Annotated in this window: 18 protein-coding genes; 5 read left to right on the top strand and 13 right to left on the bottom strand. The window is 55.0% G+C overall.

What is annotated here, in order from left to right; all coding sequences use genetic code 11:
- Positions 1–17: 17 nt before the first annotated feature.
- Both rcsC and gyrA read right to left on the bottom strand, forming a co-directional pair.
- Positions 18–2,870, bottom strand: a complete 2,853-nt coding sequence (gene rcsC, locus LQK91_RS01655; RefSeq protein WP_008926132.1) for a two-component system sensor histidine kinase RcsC — start codon at positions 2,868–2,870, stop codon at positions 18–20.
- Positions 2,871–3,552: 682 nt separating this feature from the next.
- The gene (gene gyrA, locus LQK91_RS01650; protein WP_003854208.1) at positions 3,553–6,225 is read right to left on the bottom strand and encodes a DNA topoisomerase (ATP-hydrolyzing) subunit A; all 2,673 of its coding nucleotides are present in this window, start codon (positions 6,223–6,225) and stop codon (positions 3,553–3,555) included.
- A 177-nt stretch (positions 6,226–6,402) separates the two neighbouring features.
- Here gyrA and ubiG point away from each other — a divergent pair, with 177 nt between their 5' ends.
- The 4 genes from ubiG (at position 6,403) to yfaE (ending at position 11,385) form a co-directional block, all read left to right on the top strand.
- The gene (ubiG, locus tag LQK91_RS01645) at positions 6,403–7,128 is read left to right on the top strand and encodes a bifunctional 2-polyprenyl-6-hydroxyphenol methylase/3-demethylubiquinol 3-O-methyltransferase UbiG (RefSeq protein ID WP_003854209.1); all 726 of its coding nucleotides are present in this window, start codon (positions 6,403–6,405) and stop codon (positions 7,126–7,128) included.
- Positions 7,129–7,633: 505 nt separating this feature from the next.
- A complete protein-coding gene (gene nrdA / locus LQK91_RS01640; protein WP_003854215.1) occupies positions 7,634–9,919 on the top strand; it encodes a class 1a ribonucleoside-diphosphate reductase subunit alpha in 2,286 nt (761 codons plus the stop codon).
- A 72-nt stretch (positions 9,920–9,991) separates the two neighbouring features.
- A complete protein-coding gene (gene nrdB, locus LQK91_RS01635; RefSeq protein WP_003854217.1) occupies positions 9,992–11,122 on the top strand; it encodes a class Ia ribonucleoside-diphosphate reductase subunit beta in 1,131 nt (376 codons plus the stop codon).
- A 2-nt stretch (positions 11,123–11,124) separates the two neighbouring features.
- Positions 11,125–11,385 carry a class I ribonucleotide reductase maintenance protein YfaE gene (gene yfaE / locus LQK91_RS01630; RefSeq protein WP_003854219.1) on the top strand — a complete coding sequence of 87 codons (261 nt, stop codon included), beginning with the start codon at positions 11,125–11,127 and terminating at the stop codon, positions 11,383–11,385.
- A gap of 139 nt (positions 11,386–11,524) precedes the next feature.
- Here the strand turns inward: yfaE and LQK91_RS01625 are convergent, their stop codons facing one another.
- Both LQK91_RS01625 and elaB read right to left on the bottom strand, forming a co-directional pair.
- A complete protein-coding gene (locus LQK91_RS01625; RefSeq protein ID WP_105098957.1) occupies positions 11,525–12,721 on the bottom strand; it encodes a nicotinamide mononucleotide deamidase-related protein YfaY in 1,197 nt (398 codons plus the stop codon).
- Between the two features lie 246 nt (positions 12,722–12,967).
- Positions 12,968–13,279 carry a stress response protein ElaB gene (gene elaB / locus LQK91_RS01620; protein ID WP_003854223.1) on the bottom strand — a complete coding sequence of 104 codons (312 nt, stop codon included), beginning with the start codon at positions 13,277–13,279 and terminating at the stop codon, positions 12,968–12,970.
- Between the two features lie 335 nt (positions 13,280–13,614).
- Between elaB and LQK91_RS01615 the strand changes: the two genes are divergently transcribed.
- On the top strand, positions 13,615–15,273 hold the full coding sequence (locus LQK91_RS01615) for a glucan biosynthesis protein D (RefSeq protein ID WP_008926468.1): 1,659 nt from the start codon (positions 13,615–13,617) through the stop codon (positions 15,271–15,273).
- A gap of 33 nt (positions 15,274–15,306) precedes the next feature.
- Here the strand turns inward: LQK91_RS01615 and LQK91_RS01610 are convergent, their stop codons facing one another.
- From LQK91_RS01610 to nuoG, 9 genes are all read right to left on the bottom strand, one after another.
- Positions 15,307–15,765 carry a GNAT family N-acetyltransferase gene (locus LQK91_RS01610; RefSeq protein ID WP_105098956.1) on the bottom strand — a complete coding sequence of 153 codons (459 nt, stop codon included), beginning with the start codon at positions 15,763–15,765 and terminating at the stop codon, positions 15,307–15,309.
- Positions 15,766–15,890: 125 nt separating this feature from the next.
- The gene (nuoN, locus tag LQK91_RS01605; RefSeq protein WP_003854230.1) at positions 15,891–17,348 is read right to left on the bottom strand and encodes an NADH-quinone oxidoreductase subunit NuoN; all 1,458 of its coding nucleotides are present in this window, start codon (positions 17,346–17,348) and stop codon (positions 15,891–15,893) included.
- Positions 17,349–17,354: 6 nt separating this feature from the next.
- Positions 17,355–18,875 (bottom strand): NADH-quinone oxidoreductase subunit M, encoded by a 1,521-nt coding sequence (nuoM, locus tag LQK91_RS01600; protein ID WP_003854232.1) that lies wholly within the window; start codon positions 18,873–18,875, stop codon positions 17,355–17,357.
- 210 nt (positions 18,876–19,085) lie between these two features.
- Positions 19,086–20,921 (bottom strand): NADH-quinone oxidoreductase subunit L, encoded by a 1,836-nt coding sequence (gene nuoL, locus LQK91_RS01595; RefSeq protein WP_003854234.1) that lies wholly within the window; start codon positions 20,919–20,921, stop codon positions 19,086–19,088.
- Positions 20,918–21,220 carry an NADH-quinone oxidoreductase subunit NuoK gene (nuoK, locus tag LQK91_RS01590; protein ID WP_003854236.1) on the bottom strand — a complete coding sequence of 101 codons (303 nt, stop codon included), beginning with the start codon at positions 21,218–21,220 and terminating at the stop codon, positions 20,918–20,920. The genes nuoL and nuoK overlap by 4 nt, the downstream gene beginning before the upstream one ends.
- Positions 21,217–21,768 (bottom strand): NADH-quinone oxidoreductase subunit J, encoded by a 552-nt coding sequence (gene nuoJ / locus LQK91_RS01585; protein WP_003854237.1) that lies wholly within the window; start codon positions 21,766–21,768, stop codon positions 21,217–21,219. The genes nuoK and nuoJ overlap by 4 nt, the downstream gene beginning before the upstream one ends.
- Positions 21,769–21,778: 10 nt before the next feature.
- Positions 21,779–22,321 carry an NADH-quinone oxidoreductase subunit NuoI gene (gene nuoI / locus LQK91_RS01580; protein WP_003854239.1) on the bottom strand — a complete coding sequence of 181 codons (543 nt, stop codon included), beginning with the start codon at positions 22,319–22,321 and terminating at the stop codon, positions 21,779–21,781.
- An 11-nt stretch (positions 22,322–22,332) separates the two neighbouring features.
- Positions 22,333–23,310: an NADH-quinone oxidoreductase subunit NuoH gene (gene nuoH / locus LQK91_RS01575; RefSeq protein WP_003854240.1), complete on the bottom strand. Its 978-nt coding sequence runs from the start codon at positions 23,308–23,310 to the stop codon at positions 22,333–22,335.
- On the bottom strand, positions 23,307–26,030 hold the full coding sequence (gene nuoG / locus LQK91_RS01570; RefSeq protein ID WP_105098955.1) for an NADH-quinone oxidoreductase subunit NuoG: 2,724 nt from the start codon (positions 26,028–26,030) through the stop codon (positions 23,307–23,309). Before nuoG ends, nuoH begins: the two co-directional genes overlap by 4 nt.
- Positions 26,031–26,087: the final 57 nt, after the last annotated feature.

Below are 26,087 nucleotides of genomic sequence, written 5' to 3'. Positions count from 1 at the left end.
CTCTGCCCTTTCCTGCCCTATCCCCGCCGCGTTTTACGAACCCGTTCAGCATAGATTGCCAGCGTCACTTTCAGCACGTCTAACGTCACCGGCTTCGACAGACAGTTATCCATACCTGCATCCATACAACGCTGTTTCTCTTCTGCCAGCGCATTCGCCGTTACGCCCACAACCGGGAACAGATGGCCCAGCTGACGTAATCGCTGCGTCAGGCGATAACCATCCATGTTCGGCATATTCACGTCGGTGAGCACGATATCAATCTCATTACGACTCAGGACATTCAGGGCATCAACGCCATCCTGGGCCGTTTTCACCTGATAGCCCAGCGTGCCAAGCTGTTCAGACAGCAGCATGCGGTTAATAGGATGGTCATCGACGATCAGCACCATGATGTCATCGTTATGAACTTTCTCTTCTACCGGGGTGGCCAGCAGCAGCGCATCGGCGGCGTCATTGCCCAGTGCAATCCGGTAGATGCGTGCCAGCAGCGCCGGCACCTCGTGCAGTGTGGCGGTGGAGTGGATCCAGCGTCCCGGCTGACGTTCACGCGGCATATCGACATGGGATCCGTCAAACGTGACCAGTGCGCGAAGCGGTGCATCAGTCTCCAGTTCGTAATCCGTCATGACCACATCATCCGGGCCTGGCTTACCGTTATACTCCGCAACCTGAATACCCTGCTGCTGAATCTGACGCGTGATAAACGCCGCAAGATACTCATTGCGCATCGCCAGCCAGATTTTCTTATCCTGTAAGTCCTCCAGCAGCATCAGTGATGGCTTCTGTCCCTGGTAGATCGGAATACGCACAATAAACTGGCTGCCCATGCCTGGCTCTGAGTCGACCTCAATGTCGCCATCCATCATATTGATCAGCTTTTCACAGATCGCCAGTCCCAGCCCGGTCCCCTGGAAATTGCGCTGCACGCCATTTCCCACCTGGAAAAAAGGATCAAACAGGCGCGGAAGCTCTTTCGCCGGAATGCCGACACCGGTGTCACGAACGCGGAAAGCCAGATAGCCCTGTGCAACGTAGGCGTGAAGAATAATACAGCCGGTATGCGTAAACTTAATCGCATTGTTAAGCAGGTTCGAGATCACCTGCTGCAGGCGCAACGGATCGCCGTCCAGCACCTGCGGAACGTCATGTTCGATAAAGCAGTAAAGCGTCAGCCGCTTCTTCACCACCAGCGACAGATAGTTGCCGACAATGTGCGTGACAATTTCGCGAGGGGCAAACGGACGTGGCTCAATTTTCAACTGCTCTGACTCGATTTTCGAGAAGTCGAGAATATCACTGATGATCTTCAGCAGCAGGCTGGAGGAGTTATTCATGGCCGTCACCAGCGAGTCGATACCGCTGGGTAGCTCTTTGGTCTGCAACAGATCGAGGTTACCGATAATGCCATAGAGCGGCGTGCGCAGTTCATGACTGACGGTGGCAAGGAACATCGATTTTGACTGACTCGCCTGCTCTGCCGCGTGGGCCATCTCCTGCAGAGACTGCTCCATCCTTACGCGCGCCGAGACATCAACCAGCACACAAATCGCGACGTTCTCATTACGATAGCGCGAATGCACAAAGCTGATTTGCAGGTTGGTATTGCTGCCGGTCAGCACATCAACAAAGTTAACCTGCTGCCCGCCAATGATTTCATTCAGCCGAAGCCGGTCCTCCTGCGTCAGCAACGTCAGATAATTATGTGCCAGCTCATTACTCAGAATATTGGTACCGTCGCTGGTGCGTAAGATACAGATCCCCACCGGCGCCGAGGCGACAATCTTACGGTTAAACTGCTCATGCTCTTCCAGACGATGTGCATTCTCCTCTGCCGGCAGGAACATCCGGCGCTCGAATACCCAGGCGAGAGTAAACAGGATAACGGCACTGAAAATATTGAGCAGCAGCGCATTGATGATCATCAGCTTGAGCTGATCCACCATGACATCGGTAGGTACTGACCACACCACATTCAGATCGGAGGGCGGAAGTGGCTTTTTCAGCACCAGCTGACGATACCCATTCAGGTAACCGAACCAGGTTTTATCATCAGGCAGATTGTCGAGCGAGAAGCCCAGGCCGCCGCGCCGCGAGTTAAGCAGTGGACGATAGTTCTCATCGGTAATCGACGCAATGATCGGCAGACTGCCCGGCTGAATAAACTCATCCAGTCGGATATTTTGCTCAACACCCAGCAGTGCCTGTAACTTGTTCGCGACGTAAACCGGCACCACCATATAGAAAGTACCGACGCCGGGCTGAGCACTGCTGTTGATCCAGTACATCGGATTTCGGCGCTCTTCTTCACTGCTGTTGCGATAACGCAGCACATTCTCACGCAGCGATTTCAGGCTGCGTTCCCGATCAGCGTTGCTGCTGCCAATCGTAAAGTCGGCCAGACACTGACTTTCTCCACCGATAAAGAACACCCGATTCAGTTCATACGACGAGGCGAAGTTACTTTTCCAGTAATTGATGTAGTAGCTGAGAGAATCGAGCGAGTTGCGCCAGGTATTGCTCATTGAGGTACAGTCGCCATCCGAAAAGAGTGGCGTAAACTGCGGCTGGGTTGTTTTGCCTGGCATCATGCCGGTCAGTACATCCAGGCCACTGCTGGCATTGGTTAAGCGGTTCTCGGTGATATATTTCAGTTCACGCACCATGTCCGCCGAATGGCGCACATACCACTGAATCGTGCCGTAGTTGCTGGCAAACTCCTGCCGAACCTGCGTCTCTTTATTGTGCAGTACGCTGATAATATAAAACGCCGTCAGAACGGCGCCCAGCGTCCAGATTAGCAGCGCCAGCGCGCGGAAAAGGTAGCGCGAGATGCGAAGCGTAGTGCGGAAAGAGACAGGATATTTCAAAGGTGACTCGCAGTTGGCAAGGTTAGTCGCATCATCGATTTTTAATGCCCATACACTAGCTTTATCGGGCGAAAAAAGCCAGCCAGCCGCAGGTTTAGCGGAAAGTTTGGGAATCTTTTAAGACAGTGAAAGCGACACGTTAACTCCAGCATCCAGTGGCCGCTTCTGCGCACTCAAACAAACAGACGCTCACAACATTGAAAAGCGACGCCGCTGACTAAACAAGAAAGGCCTGCACTGCCCGAAGAGCAAAGTGTCCACGCCAGGGATGGCGTGGCCGATCCGCAGGGATGCGGGAATCCTTTGCGATCGGGCAGTGCGGGCCTTTCGACGGCTCCCCTCTCACAGCCACCAGCTCCCGCCCCTCTGCCACCTCTGTCCTGCAACCCACACAAAGCGACACCACAACCCCAACAAGAAAGGCCTGCACTGCCCGAAGAGCAAAGCGTCCACGCCAGGGATGGCGTGGCCGATCCGCAGGAATGCGGGAATCCTTTGCGATCGGGCAGTGCGGGTCTTTCGGCGGCTCCCGACTTGCAGATACCGTTGCGATCGGGCAGTGCAGGCCTTTCGACGGCTCCTGACTGACAGCCACTTGCTTCCAAATCCCATAAAAAAACGGCAGGCCGGGTTTCCCCTGACCTGCCGTTTCTGCAACGAACCTCAGCTCACATCAGACAAATTATTCTTCGTCTTCAGCCGCGTCGTCTTCGTCTTCTGCATCCGCTTCCGGTGCAATCTCTTCATCGTCGATCTCTGCTTCTGGCGCGATATCATCCTCGCCTTCCGCTACGCTACCGTCGATTGAATCCAGCTCTTCTTCTTCAACCGGCTCGGCAACACGCTGCAGACCGACCACGTTCTCATCCTCTGCGGTACGAATCAGAATCACACCCTGGGTATTACGACCCACGACGCTCACTTCTGACACGCGGGTACGCACCAGCGTACCAGCATCGGTGATCATCATAATCTGATCGCCATCGACAACCTGAACCGCGCCAATCACCGGACCATTACGTTCGGTCACTTTGATGGAAATAACACCCTGCGTCGCACGCGACTTGGTCGGGTATTCGCTGTTGGCAGTACGCTTACCGTAACCATTCTGGGTCACGGTCATAATTGCACCCTCTTCACGCGGTACAATTAGCGAGACCACACGATCGCCTTCAGCCAGCCTGATGCCGCGAACGCCAGAGGCAGTACGACCCATCGCACGGACTGCGGTTTCTGCAAAGCGCACCACTTTACCGGCCGCTGAGAACAGCATCGCTTCGTCATTACCATTGGTCAGCGCCACACCGATCAGCTCATCATCGTCACGCAGGTTCACGGCAATAATACCGGCGCTGCGCGGACGGCTGAACTCTTTCAGCGCGGTCTTCTTCACGGTTCCCAGCGCGGTCGCCATAAAGATATTGAAGCCTTCGGTATACTCACGTACCGGCAGAATCGCTGTAATACGCTCGTTGGCTTCCAGCGGCAGCAGGTTCACGATAGGACGTCCCCGCGCACCACGACTCGCTTCCGGCAACTGATAAACCTTCATCCAGTAGAGACGACCACGGCTTGAGAAGCAGAGAATCGTGTCATGGGTATTGGCCACCAGCAGACGATCAATGAAGTCCTCTTCTTTAATACGTGCGGCTGACTTGCCTTTACCACCACGACGCTGCGCTTCATAGTCGGTCAGCGGCTGATACTTCACGTAGCCCTGATGCGACAATGTCACCACAACATCTTCCTGATTGATCAGGTCTTCGATATTAATATCAGCGGTATTGGCAGTAATCTCTGTGCGGCGCTCATCGCCGAACTGATCACGCATCAGCTCCAGCTCTTCGCGAATCACTTCCATCAGACGATCGGCGTCAGACAGAATGCGCAACAGCTCTGCGATCTGCTCCAGCAGACCTTTATACTCATCCAGCAGCTTCTCGTGCTCAAGACCGGTCAGTTTCTGCAGACGCAGATCCAGAATCGCCTGAGCCTGCTGCTCGGTCAGATAGTATTGACCGTCACGGATGCCGTACTGCGGATCCAGCCACTCCGGACGAGCGGCATCGTCGCCCGCACGTTCCAGCATCGCTGACACATTACCCAGATCCCACGCCTGCGCAATCAGACCCGCTTTCGCTTCTGCCGGGTTAGGTGCACGACGAATAAGCTCAATAATCGGATCGATATTCGCCAGCGCAATCGCCAGACCTTCCAGAATATGCGCACGGTCACGGGCTTTACGCAGTTCGAAAATGGTACGACGCGTCACGACTTCACGACGATGGCGAACGAAGGCGTCCAGAATCTCCTTCAGTGCCATAATCTTTGGCTGGCCCTGATGCAGCGCCACCATATTGATACCAAAAGAGGTCTGCAGCTGGGTCAGTGAATAGAGATTATTCAGAACCACTTCGCCGACGGCATCGCGCTTGATCTCAATCACGATACGCATGCCGTCTTTATCAGACTCATCGCGCAGTGCGCTGATGCCTTCAACGCGCTTCTCTTTCACCAGCTCCGCAATCTTCTCAATCAGGCGTGCTTTGTTAACCTGATACGGAAGCTCATGAATGATGATGGTCTCGCGGCCCGTTTTCGCATCGGCTTCCACTTCGCCACGCGCACGGATATAAATTTTACCGCGACCGGTGCGGTACGCTTCTTCAATACCACGGCGACCATTGATGATGGCGGCTGTCGGGAAATCTGGCCCCGGAATGTGCTCCATCAGCTCTTCGATGCTGATGTCTTCATTTTCAATATATGCCAGGCAGCCGTTAATCACTTCACGCAGGTTATGCGGTGGAATGTTGGTTGCCATACCCACGGCGATACCGGAAGAACCGTTCACCAGCAGGTTAGGGATTTTGGTTGGCAGAACTTCAGGGATCTGCTCAGTGCCGTCATAGTTCGGGACGAAATCGACGGTCTCTTTTTCCAGGTCAGCTAACAGGTCGTGGGCAATTTTCGACATGCGAATTTCGGTATAACGCATCGCCGCGGCGGAGTCGCCGTCGATGGAACCGAAGTTGCCTTGTCCGTCCACCAGCATGTAACGCAGGGAGAAAGGCTGGGCCATACGTACAATGGTGTCGTAAACGGCGGAATCACCATGCGGGTGATATTTACCGATAACGTCACCGACGACGCGGGCAGATTTTTTATAGGGTTTGTTCCAGTCGTTACCCAGTACACTCATCGCAAAAAGAACGCGACGGTGAACCGGCTTCAGGCCATCACGCACATCGGGTAAAGCTCGGCCAACGATGACCGACATGGCGTAACCGAGGTAAGAATTTTTTAATTCTTCTTCGATATTGACCGGTGTAATTTCTCTCGCAAGGTCGCTCATGGAGCCGCTATCCCTCTACTTAATCCCGGATTTTAAAGGTGCGAAAGTATATCACACTGCAATGCTCTGGTGAACGTTAACCACCGATTTCCCCCGCTTTTCATTGTCCCTGAAAGGTGTGCCAACTGCGGTTAAGCGTTTATACTGTGGGCACATTTTGTCAGGAGTTACGATTCAATGAATGCACAACCGCAGAATCATCAGCATAACGTCGATGCGCAGGAAATTGCCAAGTTTGAGGCCGTTGCCTCGCGCTGGTGGGATCTGGAGGGTGAATTTAAACCGTTGCACCGTATCAACCCGCTACGCCTGGGCTACATCGCGCAGCACAGCAACGGTCTGTTCGGTAAAACCGTGCTCGACGTCGGATGCGGCGGCGGCATTTTATCCGAAAGCATGGCGCGTGAAGGCGCCGTCGTGACCGGTCTGGATATGGGTGCGGAACCGCTGGCCGTGGCGCGCCTGCATGCTCTGGAGAGCGGCGTGACGCTGGACTATGTGCAACAGACCGTTGAAGAGCATGCCGATCAGAACGCCGGAAAGTATGATGTGGTGACATGTATGGAGATGCTGGAGCACGTGCCGGATCCGCGCTCGGTGATTCACGCCTGTGCGAAGCTGGTCAAGCCCGGCGGCGAAGTCTTTTTCTCAACGCTGAACCGCAATCCAAAGGCCTGGCTGCTGGCGATTTTCGGCGCGGAATATGTGCTGCGCATGTTGCCGCGCGGCACCCATGATGTGAAGAAATTCATCCGCCCATCCGAACTGCTGGGCTGGGTCGATGAAACGCCCCTGCGTGAACGCCACATTATTGGCCTGCATTACAACCCGGTGACCAACCGCTTCAAACTGGCGCCCGGCACTGATGTGAATTATATGGTGCACACTCACCACGCGGGTTAAGTCATCTGCCCGCCTGAATCCGGGCGGGCACTTTTTCTTCTGCCTGCTCTTCCTGTCAGAGCGGTCAGTGCCCTCGCCTGGTGGCAGGCATTCCGATGGCTGCCAATAGGTTACGTCAGCCATGCCCGCATCCGCTCAACGTCGCGGCCCCCTGCTAGCGGCTTTTATCCATTTTTCATCCCTTTTCTGGCTGAATCCTGAGGATTGAATAAGAAACACGCGCCCGATCATAATAAGAAAAAAAAGTGTGATCCGGTTGACATGTTGCCAGGCCTTACAAGGCGTGGGCTAAGAAATTTCGCAAGAATTACAACCCCTCCAGCCATCATTTTTTGCTCTTGTTAAGCGGCCGTAAAATACTAAAATATGCCCCCATGTAGTTATGACTTTTCTCTTCACCCCCTAGATGTAGTGTTTATCCACACATTATTCACAATGAATAGGCTGTGTATAAACCGGGATTTCTTTTAATTTTTGGATACTCACGCAAAGGTAAATACGCGACATGAACCAGAGTCTGCTCGTTACTAAACGCGATGGCCGCCAGGAGCGCATTGATCTCGATAAAATTCACCGTGTGCTGGACTGGGCAGCTGAAGGGCTGAACAACGTCTCAGTGTCACAGGTGGAACTGCGCTCTCACATTCAGTTCTATGATGGAATCAGAACGTCTGACATTCATGAGACTATCATCAAGGCCGCAGCAGACCTCATCTCTCGCGATGCCCCTGACTATCAGTACCTGGCTGCCCGCCTGGCGATCTTCCACCTGCGCAAAAAAGCGTATGGTCAGTTTGAGCCGCCGAAGCTTTATGATCAGGTCGTTAAGATGGTCGACATGGGCAAATATGATCGCCACCTGCTGGAAGATTACAGCCAGGAAGAATTCGCGCAGATGGACGAGTTCCTCGACCACTGGCGAGACATGAACTTCTCCTATGCCGCCGTGAAGCAGCTGGAAGGCAAATATCTGGTGCAGAACCGCGTCTCGGGTGAAATCTACGAGAGTGCGCAGTTCCTCTACATTCTGGTCGCGGCCTGCCTCTTCTCTGGCTACCCGCGCGATACGCGTATGGATTACATCAAGCGTTTCTATGATGCGATCTCAACGTTTAAAATCTCGCTGCCGACGCCAATCATGTCAGGCGTGCGAACCCCGACGCGTCAGTTCAGCTCCTGTGTGCTGATCGAGTGCGGCGACAGCCTGGACTCCATCAACGCCACCTCAAGCGCGATTGTGAAATATGTTTCTCAGCGTGCTGGTATCGGCATCAACGCCGGTCGTATCCGTGCGCTGGGCAGCCCGATTCGCGGCGGTGAAGCGTTCCACACCGGCTGTATCCCGTTCTACAAGCATTTCCAGACTGCGGTGAAGTCCTGTTCTCAGGGCGGCGTGCGTGGCGGTGCAGCGACGCTGTTCTACCCGATGTGGCATCTGGAAATCGAAAGCCTGCTGGTGCTGAAAAACAACCGTGGTGTTGAAGGCAACCGCGTGCGTCACATGGACTACGGTGTACAGCTCAACAAGCTGATGTATCAGCGCCTGCTGAAAGGCGAAGATATCACCCTGTTCAGCCCGTCTGACGTGCCAGGCCTGTATGATGCGTTCTTCGCCGATCAGGATGAGTTCGAACGTCTCTACACCAAATATGAGCAGGATCAGAGCATCCGTAAGCAGCGTGTTAAAGCGGTCGATCTCTTCTCACTGATGATGCAGGAGCGTGCTTCAACCGGCCGTATCTACATTCAGAACGTCGACCACTGCAACACCCACAGCCCGTTTGATCCGCGCATCGCACCGGTTCGCCAGTCTAACCTCTGCCTGGAAATCGCCCTGCCGACCAAACCGCTGGAAGATGTTAACGACGAAAACGGTGAGATTGCCCTGTGTACGCTTTCTGCGTTCAACCTCGGCGCCATCGAAAGCCTCGACGATCTGGAAGAGCTGGCTACCCTGGCCGTTCGTGCGCTGGATGCGCTGCTCGATTATCAGGATTACCCGATTCCGGCTGCCCAGCGTGGCGCAATGGGTCGTCGTACCCTGGGTATTGGCGTGATCAACTACGCTTACTATCTGGCGAAGCACGGTGTGCGTTACTCCGATGGCAGCGCCAATGGCCTGACGCACAAAACCTTTGAAGCCATTCAGTATTACCTGCTGAAAGCGTCCAATGAGCTGGCGAAAGAGCAAGGGGCCTGCCCGTGGTTCAATGAAACCACCTATGCGCAGGGCATCATGCCCATCGACACCTACAAGAAAGATCTGGACGCGATCAGCAACGAACCGCTGCATCTCGACTGGGAGAGCCTGCGTGAAGAGATCAAAACGCACGGCCTGCGTAACTCGACCCTGTCTGCGCTGATGCCGTCTGAGACCTCGTCGCAGATCTCCAATGCCACCAACGGCATCGAGCCACCACGCGGTCACATCAGCATCAAAGCATCGAAAGATGGCATCCTGCGTCAGGTGGTGCCGGAGTATGAGCGTCTGAAAGATCAGTACGAACTGCTGTGGGAAATGCCGAACAACGACGGTTACCTGCAACTGGTGGGCCTGATGCAGAAATTCATCGACCAGGCGATTTCGTCTAACACCAACTACGATCCATCACGCTTTACTAACGGTAAAGTGCCGATGAAACAGCTGCTGAAAGATCTGCTGACCGCGTACAAGTTTGGCGTGAAAACGCTCTACTATCAGAACACCCGTGACGGTGCGGAAGATGCGCAGGATGACCTGGCACCTTCTATCCAGGATGATGGCTGCGAAAGCGGCGCCTGTAAAATCTAATGGTCAGGCGGGAGATTCTCCCGCCTCATTCATTTCACGAGGCCTGGCTTCGTCTACTTTTGGACAACTTTTATGGCTTACTCCACTTTCTCACAGAACAAAAATGATCAGCTGAAAGAGCCGATGTTTTTCGGTCAGTCCGTAAACGTGGCGCGCTTCGATCAGCAAAAATATGACATCTTTGAAAAGCTGATCGAAAAGCAGCTCTCCTTCTTCTGGCGTCCGGAAGAGGTTGATGTCTCACGCGACCGAATTGACTACCAGGCGCTGCCGGACCACGAGAAGCATATCTTTATCAGCAACCTGAAGTATCAGACACTGCTGGATTCCATTCAGGGTCGCAGCCCCAACGTCGCCCTGCTTCCGCTGATCTCGATTCCTGAGCTGGAAACCTGGATTGAAACCTGGGCATTCTCCGAGACGATCCACTCGCGTTCTTACACCCATATCATCCGTAATATCGTTAACGATCCGGCGGTGGTATTCGACGATATCGTCACCAATGAGCAGATTCTGGCGCGTGCCCAGGATATCTCACGCTATTACGACGATCTGATTGAGATGACCAACTACTGGCATCAGCTGGGCGAAGGCACTCATAAGGTCAACGACAAACAGGTTGTGGTCAGCCTGCGCGCTCTGAAGAAGCAGCTCTATATCTGCCTGATGAGCGTCAATGCGCTGGAAGCGATCCGTTTCTATGTCAGCTTCGCCTGTTCATTCGCTTTCGCCGAGCGTGAACTGATGGAAGGCAATGCCAAAATCATCAAACTGATCGCCCGCGATGAAGCGCTGCACCTGACCGGCACCCAGCATATGCTGAACCTGCTGCGCAGCGGCGAAGACGATCCGGAAATGAAAGAGATTGCGGCAGAGTGCCGTGAAGAGTGCTTCGAGCTGTTTAAGAAGGCAGCGCTGCAGGAGAAAGAGTGGGCGGAATATCTGTTCAGCGGCGGTTCAATGATCGGCCTGAACAAAGACATTCTCTGCCAGTACATTGAGTACATCACCAATATCCGTATGCAGGCAGTTGGCCTTGATCTGCCCTTCCAGACGCGCTCTAACCCGATCCCATGGATTAACTCCTGGCTGGTGTCTGACAACGTGCAGGTTGCGCCACAGGAAGTGGAAGTGAGCTCCTATCTGGTGGGTCAGATCGATTCTGAAGTAGGCGCTAACGACTTCGACGACTTCCAGCTTTAATCATGAGTCGCGACGTTGTTATTCTGCGCAGTTCCGGCGCCCGGCTGGAATGCGCAGAAGATCACCCCAATCTGCTCTCCCTGCTGGAAGCCAATAATCTCTGCGTGGAGTTTCAGTGCCGCGAAGGTTACTGCGGCTCCTGCCGGATGCGGCTGCTGAAAGGCGAAGTGCATTACCCACAGCGGCCGCTGGCCTTTGTGCAGCAGGATGAGATCCTGCCCTGCTGCTGCAAAGCTAAAGGCGAGATCGAGCTTGAGTTATAGCTGAGGCTGAACAAGTCTGGCTTGATTTGCTGTTAGATCGAGTCAGCTTATTTATTGCCGTGAGAATGCTACTGCAAAGGGTCATTCACAGTCACATACAAAACGGGCGCCTCTGGCGCCCGTTTTGTTTTCACTGAAATTACTGTCTGACAGTTTCAACCACATCAATCCAGCCGTGACCGGTGCTCACTTCGCTGCCGTGTAACCAGCGGCGCAGCATATTCATCGCCATCATCGCCACCACCTTCTGGCGCGTCTCCAGGTTATGACGACCGGTGCTGAACTTCACGCGCTGACCAAAGCCGCCATCCGGCGTATGTAACGCTACCGAAATCGTTTCCTGTTCCAGGCTGCCAACAGAAAGCGCCAGCGCTGCCTGCTGCTGTGCGGCAAGTTCGCGCGTGCGCGTCACCTGCTGCTCCAGCGTCTCCTGCGTTGATGGCAAAATGTCAGCGCCCCGCAACGGCACGCTGGCAGCAGCCAGTTGCCAGTAAAGCAGCCCGGCGGTGTATTGCTCGCTGACCGCCAGTTGCTCACCACGCTGCGTCAGCTCGCCTACCAGCAGCGCCGGTAAGCCTTCCGTGCCTTCAAAGATAGTGCACTCCGCCAGTAGCAGACGCACCTGCTGCCACACCTGCTCCATCGCGACACGCTGACTGGCCGGGCCGGTCAGTTTGATCTCAATGATCGGCATCGACGAGCGATAGCCCATCACCACACCTTCCGGCAGCGCCAGCGGCTCCAGCTCAGCGGCAATATCACTTTCACCGCGACCAAAGGTGGTCAGTCGCAGACAAATCGGCGGTTCGGGCGGCGAGAATTTTGCTTTAAGACGGGGAATGATCTGCTGCTCCACCATCACCTTAAATTCAGATGGCACGCCAGGCGTGAAGAATATCCAGCAGCGGTTGAGTTGCAGGGCAAAGCCACAGGCGGTTCCAACCGGATTATCAATCAGCTCCGCATTGGCCGGAATTTCAGCCTGCTTGCGATTGCTGGCGGCCATCACCCGGCCACGGCTGGCGAACCAGGCTTCCATTTGTGCCAGCCAGTCCTGCTGCATCTCCAGTTCAACCCCACAGGCGCGAGCGGCTGCCAGCGCGCTGAGATCGTCACTGGTGGGACCCAGGCCGCCATTCACAATCAACACGTCGGCCTCATGGCTTCGTGCCTGCAGGGTGTCGATGAGCGATTCCAGTGAATCCCCTACCGTGGTTCGGCTGGTCATGGGCAAACCTTGCTGGAATAAAATATCAGCCAGCCAGGCGGCATTGGTATCGACGATTTGGCCATGCAGCACCTCATCCCCGGTAGACAGCATCTCAATTCTAATCACGTCCGGTTCTCCTTTTCACGTTTATTTAACTGTATGAAGTCCACCTGCGAAACACAATCTGTGTGACCCGGGTTTGTTACTGGTTTATCTAGAGCAGCACGTTGCGCATAAAAGTGAATGAGGGCGAGGCAGGCTCAACAGAGGTGAATCAATGAGGGGTTGAGAAAACAATAAAAAAACGGCGGGATTTACCCGCCGCAGGTTTACTGCTGTCGTCTGTTACCGCGCTACATCAGCGAATAGCAATTAGCGACGCGCCAGCAGCAGGCCGAGAACCAGGCCGGCGGTTGCACCAATACCTACGCCCTGCCACGGTTTTTCGTGCACGTAATCGTCTGCACGGTATGCCGCTTGTTTAGCGCGATAGTAGTAACTGTCGGACGCCTGGCTGACACGGGATTTAACATCGTTCAGCGCCTGTTCAGCTTTGCTTTTAAGCTCAATGTATTTCTGATCGGCCGGATCGCCTGATGCCTTAAGCACTTCTTCCAGGGTTTCGGTCAGTAACGCAATATCGTCATCGAGGCCCGATTCGAATTGATTTGTCTGATTTACCATCATTTCCTCCGTGTGAATTGCAAAGCAGTTCATTAACTATAGCCATAATCTGGCGCTCTGCTGATTTCCTGCTCCAGGAATCACCTGATTTTTCATCTGTTAATCTTACTCAGTGCAGGCGGTGCGCCGCTTCGCTGCGCAAAGAAGTGTAAGACGCAGCGGCAACCGCCGAATTTCGCTTCGCTTCTTTGATTAATCTGATAAATTTTGTCGTGACTGAATTTTCCAGTAACCCTACTGTCGTACCCCTCTGTTGCCTGTGATTATCGGGCCATGAAAGTGCATGTTGCACAACAGTCACGACACCCTCGAACAGCTAAGGAATGATCTCTGGCATGAATCGAAGAATGTTTATGAAAGCGTCAATGGCCTTCTCTGCCGTCAGCGGCATGACCGGCCTGTCAACGCTGTTTGCGCAATCCGCATGGGCAGAAGATGGCATTGCTGACGGAACCGCCGTACGCTTCGATTTCGACGTATTGAAGAAAAACGCGGCTGCGCTGGCGAAGAAACCCTGGGGCGGTGCACCAGGTGCACTGCCGGAGACGCTGGCCACATTGACCCCACAGGCGTACAACGAAATTCAGTATGACGCCAACCACTCACTCTGGAATAACCTGCCCGATCGTCAGCTGGACGTGCAGTTCTTCCACGTCGGCATGGGCTTCAAGCGGCGCATCCGCATGTTCTCTGTTGACGGCGAGAGCCGTCAGGCACGCGAAATTCACTTCCGCCCTGAGCTGTTCAACTATAACGACGCGAAGGTTGATACTAAGCAGCTGGAGGGCAAAACTGACCTCGGCTTCGCCGGTTTCCGCGCATTTAAAAAACCGGAACTGGCCCGTCGCGACATCGTATCCTTCCTTGGCGCAAGTTACTTCCGTGCGGTAGACGATACTTACCAGTACGGCCTCTCGGCCCGAGGTGTCGCGATCAACACCTTCAGCAATGGCCAGGAAGAGTTCCCCGATTTCACCGCCTTCTGGTTTGAAACGCCGAAAGCGGAAGATACCACCTTTACCTGCTATGCCCTGCTGGATGGCGCGAGTGTCACCGGTGCCTATAAGTTCATCATCCACTGCGAAGAGAAACGCGTGGTGATGGAGGTGGAAAACCACCTGTTCGCCCGTAAAGAGATCCGTCAGATTGGCATCTCGCCAATGACCAGTATGTTCAGCTGCGGCACCAACGAGCGCCGCATGTGCAACACCTACCATCCGCAGATCCACGACTCCGATCGTCTGGCGATGTGGACCGGTAAAGGCGAATGGATCGCCCGCCCACTGAATAATCCGCAGCGTCTGCAGTTCAATGCCTATGAAGATGAGAATCCGCGAGGCTTTGGCCTGCTGCAGTTAAATCACGACTTCAAAGATTATCAGGATGTGATTGGCTGGTATGACAAACGTCCGAGCCTGTGGGTGGAGCCGGTCGGCAAGTGGGGCAAAGGCGCAATTAACCTGATGGAGATCCCGACCACCGGTGAAACGCTGGATAACGTAGTCTGCTTCTGGCAACCGGCTGAGCCGGTCAAAGCGGGCAGCGAGCTGAACTTCTCTTACAAGCTCTACTGGAGTGGTCTGCCGCCAGTACGTAGCGGTCTGGCACGTGTGGATGCGACCCGTACCGGTATCGGTGGTTTCCCGGAAGGCTGGGCGCCTGGCGAACACTTCCCGGAAACCTGGTGCCGCCGCTTCGCCATCGATTTTATTGGTGGGGATTTGCAGGCTGCTGCGCCGAAAGGCATTGAGCCGGTGATTACCGTTTCATCCGGCAGCGTGAAGCAGGTTGAAATTCTGTATGTCGATCCGCTCAAAGGATACCGTATCCTGTTTGACTGGTATCCGAACAGCGATTCCACCCAGCCGGTAGAGATGCGTCTGTTCCTGCGCAGCAAGGATGAGACGCTGAGTGAAACCTGGCTTTATCAGTATTTCCCGCCTGCGCCGGATCAGCGCAAATATGTCGATGACCGTCAGATGACGGTGGGTTGATAGAAAAAGGCGAGGCTCAGGCCTCGCTTTTTTTTATGGCGCATTCTTCAGCATATCGACGTGCGGAATGCCATCTTCCAGATAGTTCTCCCCCACCGCCACAAAGCCGTGCTGCCCATAGAAGTTTTCAAGATGCGCCTGCGCAGAGAGAAATATGTCACGGCCCGGCCAGTGCTGCTGACAACTGCTGATCGCCTGTTCCATCAGACGATTGCCCAGACGCGCACCGCGCACCCGATCTGAAACAATGACCCGTCCAATTTTCACCGGGCTGGTTTCATCTTCCGGGGAAAGAAGTCGCGCATAAGCCACCAGCTGATCATCCACCGTGCCCAGCAGATGCCTGTTTTCGGCCTGTAAATCTTTGCCATCCACATCAAGGTAAGCACACTGTTGCTCCACCACAAACACCGCACTGCGCAACGCCAGCAGCGCATAGAGTTCCGGGGCGGTAAGTTCGCTATGGTGTTTATCCTGCCAGTCAATGTTCATGGTCTCTCCTTACTAAACCAGACACTCTACATCAGCGCGAGGTCGTCAGCACCAGCTGGTCACCTCATCTGACAGACAAAAAAAATCAGGCCCGGAGGCCTGATTCATTATTCGCAGTTATCAGCTTACATCAGTGGCTGAGCCATCTGCACCAGTCTGATGAGCGGCTGCGGGTAAACCCCTAACAGCAGTACCAGAATGGCAGATATCAGGACCACGACACCACCGGCGGTGAATGCCCAGTTAGCCGGGGTATCACGGGTGTGCAGTTCCGGCGGGCTGAGGTAGAGACTTACCGTTACGCGCAGATAGTAGTAAAGGCCAATCGCACTGCCCGCTACCACCGCACCGGTCAGCCACCAGAGATGCGCACTGACGCCTGAAGCAATCACGTAGAATTTACCGATAAAGCCCAGCGTCATCGGGATACCGGCCAGTGACAGCATCATCACTGTCATGACCGCTGACAGGATAGGACGATGCCAGAACAGACCACGATAAGAGTAGAGTGAATCTGCATCCGGGCCACGATACGGGCTGGACATCAGGCTCACCACACCAAAGGCACCCAGGCTGCTGAACAGATAACCGGCCAGGTAAACACCGGAAGTTTCCAGCGACAGCTGATGATCTTTCACTGCAATCAGCGCGACCAGCAGATAACCGAGGTGGGCGATAGAGGAGTAACCCAGCAGACGCTTGATGTTGCTCTGCGAAATCGCCATCAGGTTACCGAACAGAATCGACACAAAGGCGATCATGGCCAGCACGGTGCGCACCGCTTCGCTGTCGGTCACCGGCGCGTACATAAACAGACGCATGATGACACCGAAGATCGCAATCTTGCTGGCCGTCGCCAGGAAGGTTGAAACCGGCGCAGGCGCACCCTGATACACATCGGGCGTCCAGAGATGGAACGGAACCAGTGAAAGTTTGAAGCCCAGGCCGATGATCATCATGCCCAGACCCACCAGCAGCAATGGCTCATGGATCATGCTGTCAGTCAGGCTCTGACCCAGCGCAACAAAGCTCAGGTTACCGGAATCGGCGTAGATCAGCGCAATACCAAACAGCAGGAACGATGAGGCCGCCGCAGACAGAATGGTGTATTTCAGTGCGGCTTCCAGCGAACGTTTCTGGCGGAAAGCGTAGCCAATCAGACCAAACAGCGGCAGCGACAACAGCTCAATGCCGATGAACAGCGAGGCCAGATGGTTAGCACTGGCCAGCACGATGCCACCGAGGGCCGCAATCAGCACCAGCAGATAGAACTCATCTTTGTTGTCCGGGTAACCCGCCAGCCATGGATAGGCAAAGGTACAGGTCGCCAGACTCGCCAGCATCACCAGCGCGGTATAGAACATCGAATAGCCATCGACGCGCAGCAGCGGCGTGACATCCATCGCCCCGACCTGACCGACAAAGTAGAGCGAGAGCAGCGCCAGGTTCAGGCCAACTACCGTTAGCGTGGCGTTAACGAAGTGGTTGCGTCGCCAGGCAATGGACAGCATCACAACCACCACCGTCAATCCGACGATTAACAGCGGTAGTAACGCAATCAATTGGTGAGGAGTTATTGTCATGGCGAATTACGGCCTTGTAGTTGAAATTGAAGCGGTAAACCACTGCTGAATATTGCTCATGGCAGCGTGCGAAGTATCCAGAATCGGCTGTGGATAGACGCCCAGCAGCACCAGCAGCACCACCAGAACACCGATGGTCATGAACTCGCGCGGCGACATGCCTGGCAGCGGATCTTTCGATTTCGCTTCGCCATAGTAAGCGCGCTGCATCATCACCAGCGAGTAAATCGAGGCGAACACCAGACCAAAGGTCGCGATGATGATAATCATCGGCACCACCTGGAAGCTGCCGGTCAGAATCATAAATTCGCCGACGAAGTTACCCGTACCCGGCATACCGAGGTTGGCGACAGCAAAGAAGAGCGACAGACCCGGAATCCATTTGATGCGCGACCACAGACCACCCATCTGACGCATATCACGGGTATGCAGACGCTCATACAGCTGACCACACAGAATGAAGAGTGCCGCTGCGGACAGACCGTGTGCAATCATCTGAATCACCGCACCCTGCAGCGCCAGCTGGCTGCCGGTGTAGATAGCAATCAGCACAAAGCCCATGTGCGAAATCGAGGTATACGCGATCAGACGTTTGATATCGGTCTGCGAGAAGGCCATCCAGGCACCGTAGAAGATCCCAATGATGCCTAACCACATAGCGATTGGCGCAAACTCTGCTGACGCGTTCGGGAACAGCGGCAGACTGAAACGCAGTAAGCCATAAGCCGCGGTTTTCAGCAGGATACCTGCCAGGTCAACAGAACCCGCAGTCGGCGCCTGACTGTGCGCATCCGGCAGCCAGCCATGTAACGGCACTACCGGCATCTTCACCGCAAAGGCGATAAAGAAGCCCAGCATCAGCAGATATTCAACACCGCTCGACATTGGCGTCTTCAGAAGCTGTTCATAGTTGAACGTCCAGACACCGGTCGCGTTGTAGTGGACAAACACCAGGCCCAGAATCGCAATCAGCATCACCAGACCGGAAGCCTGGGTGTAGATGAAGAACTTGGTCGCAGCGGAGATGCGGGTTTTGCCGTCAGACGCTTTGTGACCCCAGAGCGCGATGAGGAAGTACATCGGCACCAGCATCATTTCCCAGAAGAAGAAGAACAGGAACATGTCGATGGAGAGGAACACACCGATTACGCCGCCCAGGATCCACATCAGGTTCAGATGGAAGAAGCCCTGATACTTTGAAATCTCATTCCATGAACAGAGCACCGCCATCAGACCGAGCAGGCCTGTCAGCACTACCATCAGCAGCGACAGGCCATCAATGGCTAAATGGAAGCTGATGCCGAAACGTGGGATCCACGGAACGGAGAAACTTGACTGCCACTGCGGAATGCCCGCTGCCTGCGTCAGTGAATAGCCTCCCTGCAACCAGAGTTGCAGCGAAAGCGCCAACGTCAGCCCCATGGTGATCAGCGCGATCCAGCGTGGCACCTTCGCGCCAAGGCGCTCAGTGAGCCAGCAGATCAGACCGCCGACGAAGGGTATGATAATTAGCCAAGGTAATAACACGGCACACTTCCCTTTTCTTTGTCTTAGTTCGGGCTATCTTACTTGCCAGTTTGATTCCCGGCAGTGCTCGCAATCCTCACATACCTCGGTATGCTCCGGTTGCTGCGCGCTGGCGGTAACCAGACTGGCTGCGACGATAACGCCCTTGCTCAGGACAATTTTTGACATTCTCAATGGGCAGATTAACTAACCTGCCCCGCTCATCAATCTTTAAATCACCAGCAGCAGAGCCAGCACCAGTACGGCACCCAGGCTCATTGACGCAACGTACCAGCGCAGGTAGCCGTTCTCACTGACAACCAGGCCTTTGTTGGCAATGCGTGACAGCAGCGCAGGCAGGTTCATCAGACCATTCAGTGGGTCGCGCTTCAGCAGCCACGCAATGCCCAGGTAGGGTTTAACGAACACTTTATCGTAGAGCCAGTCGAAGCCCCAGGCCGCAAACCACCAGGTGCCGAAGAAGCGGCCTGGCGCACTGTTTGCGATACGGGTAACCAGCTCACGTTTGCCCAGCCACAGCGCAGCAGCGATCAGAATGCCGACAATCGCTACGACGCCCGAGGTGATTTCCAGTCCCACTTTGCCCGCTTCACCAAACTCACTGGCTGGCAATACACCCGCCAGCGGTGGCGTAATCAGCGCACCAATGAAGGTAGAGAGCAGCAGCAGTACAATCAGCGGCAGATGATGGGTAATGCCTTTACCGGCGTGCGCATGAATTTTCTCTTCGCCGTGGAACACGATGAAGATCATGCGGAAGGTGTAGATAGAGGTCAGGAACGCCCCTACCAGACCCGCAACCATCAGGTTGATGTGACCGTTAGCCAGTGCGCCGAACAGAATCTCATCTTTACTGTAGAAGCCCGCCGTAATCAGCGGCAGTGCCGCCAGCGCCGCGCCGCCAACCAGGAAGCAGGTGTAGACCAGCGGAATGCTCTTGCGCAGGCCACCCATTTTGAAGATGTTCTGCTCGTGATGGCAGGCCAGAATCACTGAACCCGAAGAGAGGAACAGTAACGCTTTAAAGAAGGCGTGCGTCATCAGATGGAAAATCGCCGCATCCCACGCCTGAACACCCAACGCCAGGAACATGTAACCAATCTGGCTCATGGTGGAGTAAGCGAGAACACGTTTGATGTCGGTCTGTACCAGCGCGGCAAAGCCCGCCAGCACCAGGGTAATTGCCCCGACGATGCCGACCAGATGCAGCACTTCCGGCGTCAGCAGGAAGAGACCGTGGCTGCGGGCAATCAGGTAAACACCCGCTGTCACCATGGTCGCGGCGTGGATCAGTGCTGAAACCGGTGTCGGACCGGCCATCGCATCAGCCAGCCAGGTCTGCAACGGCAACTGTGCCGATTTACCGACCGCGCCACCCAGCAGCATCAGCGTTGCCCACTGCAGCATATGGTTGTCTGCGGCAAAGTGCGCCGGCGCCAGTTCCATCATCTCGCGGAAGTTCAGCGTGCCCAGCTCGTTGTAGAGAATGAACAGGCCGAATGCCAGGAAGACGTCGCCCACGCGGGTGATGATAAAGGCTTTCATCGCCGCTTTGCCGTTTTCCGGATTGCTGTAGTAGAAGCCGATCAGCAGATAAGAGCAGAGCCCTACCCCTTCCCAGCCCAGATACATCAGCATCAGGTTATCGGCCAGCACCAGAACAACCATGCTGGCGATAAACAGGTTGGTATAGGCGAAGAAGCGGGAGTAGCCCTCTTCTCCACGCATGTACCAGGAGGCGAACATATGAATGAAGAAGCCAACACCGGTAACGACTGACAGCATGGTCAGAGACAGGCCATCCAGCGTCAGGTTCACTTTCATGTCGAAGTTGCCGACATGCATCCAGGTCCAGAGTGACTGGGTGTAGGCTTGCTGACCACTGGCGAAGAACTCGAATCCGAGCATCACTGTAGTCAATGCTGCCAGACCCACCGATCCCATACCTACCGTGGCCGACAGGTTCTCAGACCAGCGACCGCGGGAAAACGCTAACAGCAGAAAGCCGATCAGCGGAAACAAGACAGTTAAATAGAGAAGATTCATCCGCGCATCTCGCTCACAGTATCAATGTTCAGCGTCTGACGACGACGATAGAGCTGAAGCAGCAGCGCCAGACCAATACTGGCTTCCGCTGCCGCCAGGCTGATCGCCAGGATATACATCACCTGTCCATCGGCCTGACCCCAGTAGCTCCCGGCAACCACCAGAGCTAAGGCGGCGGCGTTGATCATGATTTCAAGGCCGATCAGCATAAACAGCAGATTGCGGCGTATCACCAGCGACGTCAGTCCAAGGACAAACAGCACGGCAGCAAGAATCAATCCATGTTGTAACGGGATCATGCGTTCTCCTTTTTCACCTGAGCGGCGTCAGCATTACGGTTACTCAGGACTTCGCCCTGACGCTCTTCACGACCGATATGGAACGCCACGACCAGACCTGCCAGCAGCAGCATAGAGGCCAGTTCAACCGCCAGTACATAAGGACCAAACAGGCTGATGCCGACCGCTTTGGCGTCGATGATGGTGCCATCAATGCCCTGGTCATTCGCCGTCAGGATGGCGTAAATCATCACCACCAGCAGCAGCAACGAGACGATGCCGGGACCAATCCACAATGACGGGCTGAGCCACTCACGCTCCTGCTTCTCCGTCTGCTTGCCCAGGTTCAGCATCATAACGACGAAGACGAACAGCACCATGATGGCGCCAGCGTAGACGATGATCTCCAGCGCACCGGCAAAATAGGCACCCATAGAGAAGAAAACGCCCGCGATCGATAACAGCGAAACGATCAGGTACAGCAACGCATGTACCGGATTGGTGTGGGTAATGACGCGCAACGTCGTCAGCACCGCCACCAGTCCGCAAAGATAAAACGCAAATTCCATGCCTTGCTCCTTAAGGTAATAAGCCTTTGACGTCGATAGGCTTGGCTTCGTTTTCCGCTTCGCCCTTATCTTTACCGTCAATCGCCATACCTGCCATGCGGTAGAAGTTGTACTCCGGATATTTACCCGGTCCCGAAATCAGCAGATCGTCCTTTTCATACACCAGATCCTGACGCTTAAACTCACCCAGTTCGAAATCCGGGGTAAGCTGAATCGCGGTGGTCGGACAGGCTTCTTCACACATGCCGCAGAAAATACAGCGTGAGAAGTTAATGCGGAAGAACTCCGGGTACCAGCGGCCATCTTTGGTCTCGGCTTTCTGTAGTGAAATACAGCCAACCGGACAGGCAACCGCACACAGGTTACAGGCGACGCAACGCTCCTGACCATCCGGATCGCGGGTTAACACGATACGGCCACGATAGCGTGGCGGCAGATAAACCGGCTCTTCCGGGTACATCTGCGTTTCACGTTTGGCAAAGGCGTGCAGCCCTATCAGCCAGATACTGCGAACTGTCGTGCCAAAGCCTACGACAATATCTTTCAAAGTCATTTGTTAACCCCTTACGGCGCTGTGTAGAGAATCACTGCGGCAGTCGCCAGCAGGTTCAACAGCGTCAACGGCAGACACACTTTCCAGCCGAATGACAGCACCTGGTCGTAGCGTGGACGCGGAAGCGCAGCACGAATCAGGATGAACATCATCATAAAGAACGCCGTTTTCAGGGCGAACCAGATGAACGGCGGCAGGAAAGGTCCGTGCCAGCCACCAAAGAACAGCGTTACGATCAGCGCTGAAACGGTGGTAATCGCCACATATTCGCCGACAAAGAACAGGCCAAACTTCATGCCGGCATATTCAATGTGATAACCATCTGCCAGTTCCTGCTCCGCTTCTGGCTGGTCAAAGGGATGACGGTGACACACTGCCACGCCAGCAATACAGAAGGTTACGAAACCAAAGAACTGCGGAATGATGTTCCACAGGTGCGTCTGGCTGTTGACGATATCGTTCATGTTGAACGAGCCCGCCTGCGCCACCACACCCATCAGCGACAGACCCAGGAACACTTCGTAGCTCAGCGTCTGCGCCGAGGCGCGCATCGCACCCAGCAGCGAGTATTTGTTGTTACTCGACCAGCCAGCAAACAGCACGGCGTAGACCGCAAGGCCCGCCATCATCAGGAAGAACAGCAGACCGATATTCAGGTCTGTCACCATCCAGGTTGGCGACACTGGCACGATAGCAAAGGCCAGCAGCAGAGAAACAAAGGCAATAACCGGCGCAAGGGTAAAGATAAAGCGGTCGGTAAATGGCGGAACCCAGTCCTCTTTAAAGAACATTTTGATCATGTCCGCAACCAGCTGGAGCGAGCCGCCCCAGCCGACGCGGTTAGGTCCGTAACGGTTCTGGAACAGGCCGAGCAGACGACGCTCGGCGAAGCTCATGAACGCGCCGCAGGCCACAACCACCAGCAGAATCACAATGGCTTTAACAATGGCCAGCAGAATGTCGATAACGTCCGGTGTTAACCAGCTCATTGCGCCGCCTCCTGCAGAGTGTCGATTTTACCGTTCGCCAGGAATGGCGGAACGCCCGGCATACCCAGCGGCAGACCAATCTGACCCGCCTGCAGTGACGCCGAGAAACGGACCGGCAGACGCACTGTCTCGCCGGCACAGCTGAATTCAACCGCCGCGCCATTGTTGACGCCCAGCTTCGCTGCATCCTCCGGGTTAATCACCAATGCAGGCTCTGTCATGCGCTGCTGGAAGACCGGTGAACGCTGTGACATCTCTTCGCTACCGAACAACCGGTGGAGAGGCGCCACACGCCACTTCGCATCACTGACAAACGCGGCAGGAACGGTTGTGAACCATGGCAGCTCACTGTTGCTGGCTTCAAACAGGCGTACGCCCGGATCGCCATGACGCAGTTTGCCGCCCACTTCAGCCTGGAACTTGTTCCACGCCTGCGGTGAGTTCCAGCCTGGAGCCCAGGCAAACGGAATCTGCGAACGCGGAGCTGATGGCTGGTTGTTCCCTTCCATAGAGAAGGCGAACATGGTGTCCTGGTCCTGCGGCTGACGCGGTTCATGAACGCTGATATTCGCGCGCATCGCAGTACGTCCACTGTTACGTATTGGAGAACGCGCCAGTTTCTGACCACGGATGCGGAAGCTGGCGTCAGGTGCCGCTTCTTTAATACCCGCGAGCTGTGGCAGACGGGTCACCACGGCATCGATCACGTGATCGAGCTGCGTCCAGTCCACGTGACGGCTTTCCAGCGTGCTGTGCAGCGAGTGCAGCCAGCGCCAGCTTTCCAGCATCACAACGTTGCTGTCGTAATAGGCAGGATCGTAAACCTGGAAGAAACGCTGTGCGCGACCTTCATGGTTAATCGAGGTGCCATCACTTTCAGCGAAGCTGGCGGTCGATAACACCAGACCCGCTTTCTCCAGCGTGGCTGTACGCTGATGATCAACAACAATCACGTTCGTGGTCTGCGCCAGGGCTGCATCCACCACGGCTTTTGGTGCGTGACGATAGAGGTCATTTTCCAGCACCACCAGCGCATCGGCTTCGCCGTTGCTCAGTTGCTCCAGCGCATGCTCCAGCGGATTACCGCCGATCATGCCCAGACCGATGCTGTTGGCGTGACCCGCCAGCAGAGTAATGCCGACATCTGCGCCGCGTGCCTTCAGGGCTTTCGCCACGTTCGCTGCGGCTTCAATGACTGCGCTGCTGCCTGAGTGAGTACCGGAGATGATTAATGGCTTTTTCGCGCCGGCCAGCGCCTGAACGACAACATCCATTTTCCCGTTGAGCTTGCTGTCGAAATCGGTGACTGCCGGAGCAGATTCATCCAGCGCACTGGCGATAGCGAAGCCAAGGCGCGCCTGATCTTCAACCGGCGCACGATAGCTCCATGCCGCGATATCATCCAGACGGGTTTCATCAACATGGGTAACAAACAGCGGATGTTTCGCGTTCTGACCGATGTTCATAATGGCGGCGATCTGCCAGTCTGCGACTTTCTGCGCAGCGGCCATATCACGCGCTTTGCCTTTCACCGCCTGACGGACAGAGAGTGCCACGCGCGCGCCAACCTGTGTAAGGTCTTCACCCAGCACCAGCACCGCATCATAGCTTTCAATTTCACGCAGCGATGGCGTATAGACACCGCTTTCGCGCAGGACTTTGAGCATCAGTTCAAGACGGGCCTGCTCGTCCGCTGGCATACCGGTTGAGAAGTTCTCTGCGCCCACCAGTTCACGCAGTGCAAAGTTACTTTCAACGCTGGCGCGCGGCGAGCCGATACCGATCACTTTCTTCGCCTGACGCAGCAAATCTGCACCGGCATTGACCGCCTGCTCTGCGTTCAGCGTGACCCAGTCATTGCCGCGCAGCAGCATCGGCTGACGCGGACGATCTTTGCGGTTCACGTAGCCATAGCCAAAGCGGCCACGGTCACACAGGAAGTAGTGGTTTACGGTGCCGTTATAGCGGTTTTCGATACGACGCAACTCACCATAACGCTCACCCGGGCTGGTGTTACAGCCGACACTGCACTGCTGGCAGATGCTCGGCGCAAACTGCATATCCCATTTACGGTTATAGCGTTCTGAGTGGGTTTTATCCGTGAAGACGCCGGTCGGGCAGATTTCAACCAGGTTGCCAGAGAACTCGCTTTCCAGCGTGCCATCTTCCGGGCGACCAAAGTAGACGTTGTCATGCGCGCCGTAGACACCCAGATCTTTGCCATCGGCATAATCTTTGTAGTAACGCACACAGCGGTAACAGGCGATACAGCGGTTCATCTCGTGGGAGATGAACGGACCGAGATCCTGATTACGGTGAGTACGTTTGGTGAAGCGATAGCGGCGGAAGCTGTGGCCGGTCATCACTGTCATATCCTGCAGGTGACAGTTACCGCCCTCTTCACACACCGGACAGTCGTGCGGGTGGTTGGTCATCAGCCACTCCACCACGCTTTCGCGGAACTCTTTCGCTTCGCCATCATCGATGGAGATGAATGTGCCGTCAGAGGCCGGTGTCATGCAGGACATGACAAGACGGCCACGGGTATCTTCGGCATTCTGGAATTGCTTTACCGCACACTGGCGGCAGGCACCAACGCTTCCCAGCGCCGGATGCCAGCAAAAGTAAGGAATATCAAGGCCCAGAGAGAGACATGCCTGTAGCAGGTTGTCCGCTCCGTTCACATCATACTCTTTACCGTCTACATGAATTGTAGCCATAGTGACATGCTTCCGTAAGGCTCGTCAGAGACGAGCGTTAATCATATTCTTGCCCCG

Origin of the sequence: Pantoea sp. MHSD4 (assembly GCF_021043305.1) — a bacterium.
Classification (GTDB): domain Bacteria; phylum Pseudomonadota; class Gammaproteobacteria; order Enterobacterales; family Enterobacteriaceae; genus Pantoea; species Pantoea eucalypti.
Note: the sequence above shows the minus strand (reverse complement) of the source record. Positions and strands in the feature narration are given on the sequence as shown.

Coding starts and splice junctions, on each gene's coding strand:
- nuoJ (WP_003854237.1), bottom strand. CDS start 21,768: ATGGAATTTGCGTTTTATCTTTGCGGACTGGTGGCGGTGCTGACGACG.
- yfaE (WP_003854219.1), top strand. CDS start 11,125: ATGAGTCGCGACGTTGTTATTCTGCGCAGTTCCGGCGCCCGGCTGGAA.
- nuoK (WP_003854236.1), bottom strand. CDS start 21,220: ATGATCCCGTTACAACATGGATTGATTCTTGCTGCCGTGCTGTTTGTC.
- nuoH (WP_003854240.1), bottom strand. CDS start 23,310: ATGAGCTGGTTAACACCGGACGTTATCGACATTCTGCTGGCCATTGTT.
- elaB (WP_003854223.1), bottom strand. CDS start 13,279: ATGGTAAATCAGACAAATCAATTCGAATCGGGCCTCGATGACGATATT.
- LQK91_RS01615 (WP_008926468.1), top strand. CDS start 13,615: ATGAATCGAAGAATGTTTATGAAAGCGTCAATGGCCTTCTCTGCCGTC.
- nuoG (WP_105098955.1), bottom strand. CDS start 26,030: ATGGCTACAATTCATGTAGACGGTAAAGAGTATGATGTGAACGGAGCG.
- nuoL (WP_003854234.1), bottom strand. CDS start 20,921: ATGAATCTTCTCTATTTAACTGTCTTGTTTCCGCTGATCGGCTTTCTG.
- gyrA (WP_003854208.1), bottom strand. CDS start 6,225: ATGAGCGACCTTGCGAGAGAAATTACACCGGTCAATATCGAAGAAGAA.
- nuoN (WP_003854230.1), bottom strand. CDS start 17,348: ATGACAATAACTCCTCACCAATTGATTGCGTTACTACCGCTGTTAATC.
- ubiG (WP_003854209.1), top strand. CDS start 6,403: ATGAATGCACAACCGCAGAATCATCAGCATAACGTCGATGCGCAGGAA.
- nrdB (WP_003854217.1), top strand. CDS start 9,992: ATGGCTTACTCCACTTTCTCACAGAACAAAAATGATCAGCTGAAAGAG.
- LQK91_RS01610 (WP_105098956.1), bottom strand. CDS start 15,765: ATGAACATTGACTGGCAGGATAAACACCATAGCGAACTTACCGCCCCG.
- nuoI (WP_003854239.1), bottom strand. CDS start 22,321: ATGACTTTGAAAGATATTGTCGTAGGCTTTGGCACGACAGTTCGCAGT.
- nrdA (WP_003854215.1), top strand. CDS start 7,634: ATGAACCAGAGTCTGCTCGTTACTAAACGCGATGGCCGCCAGGAGCGC.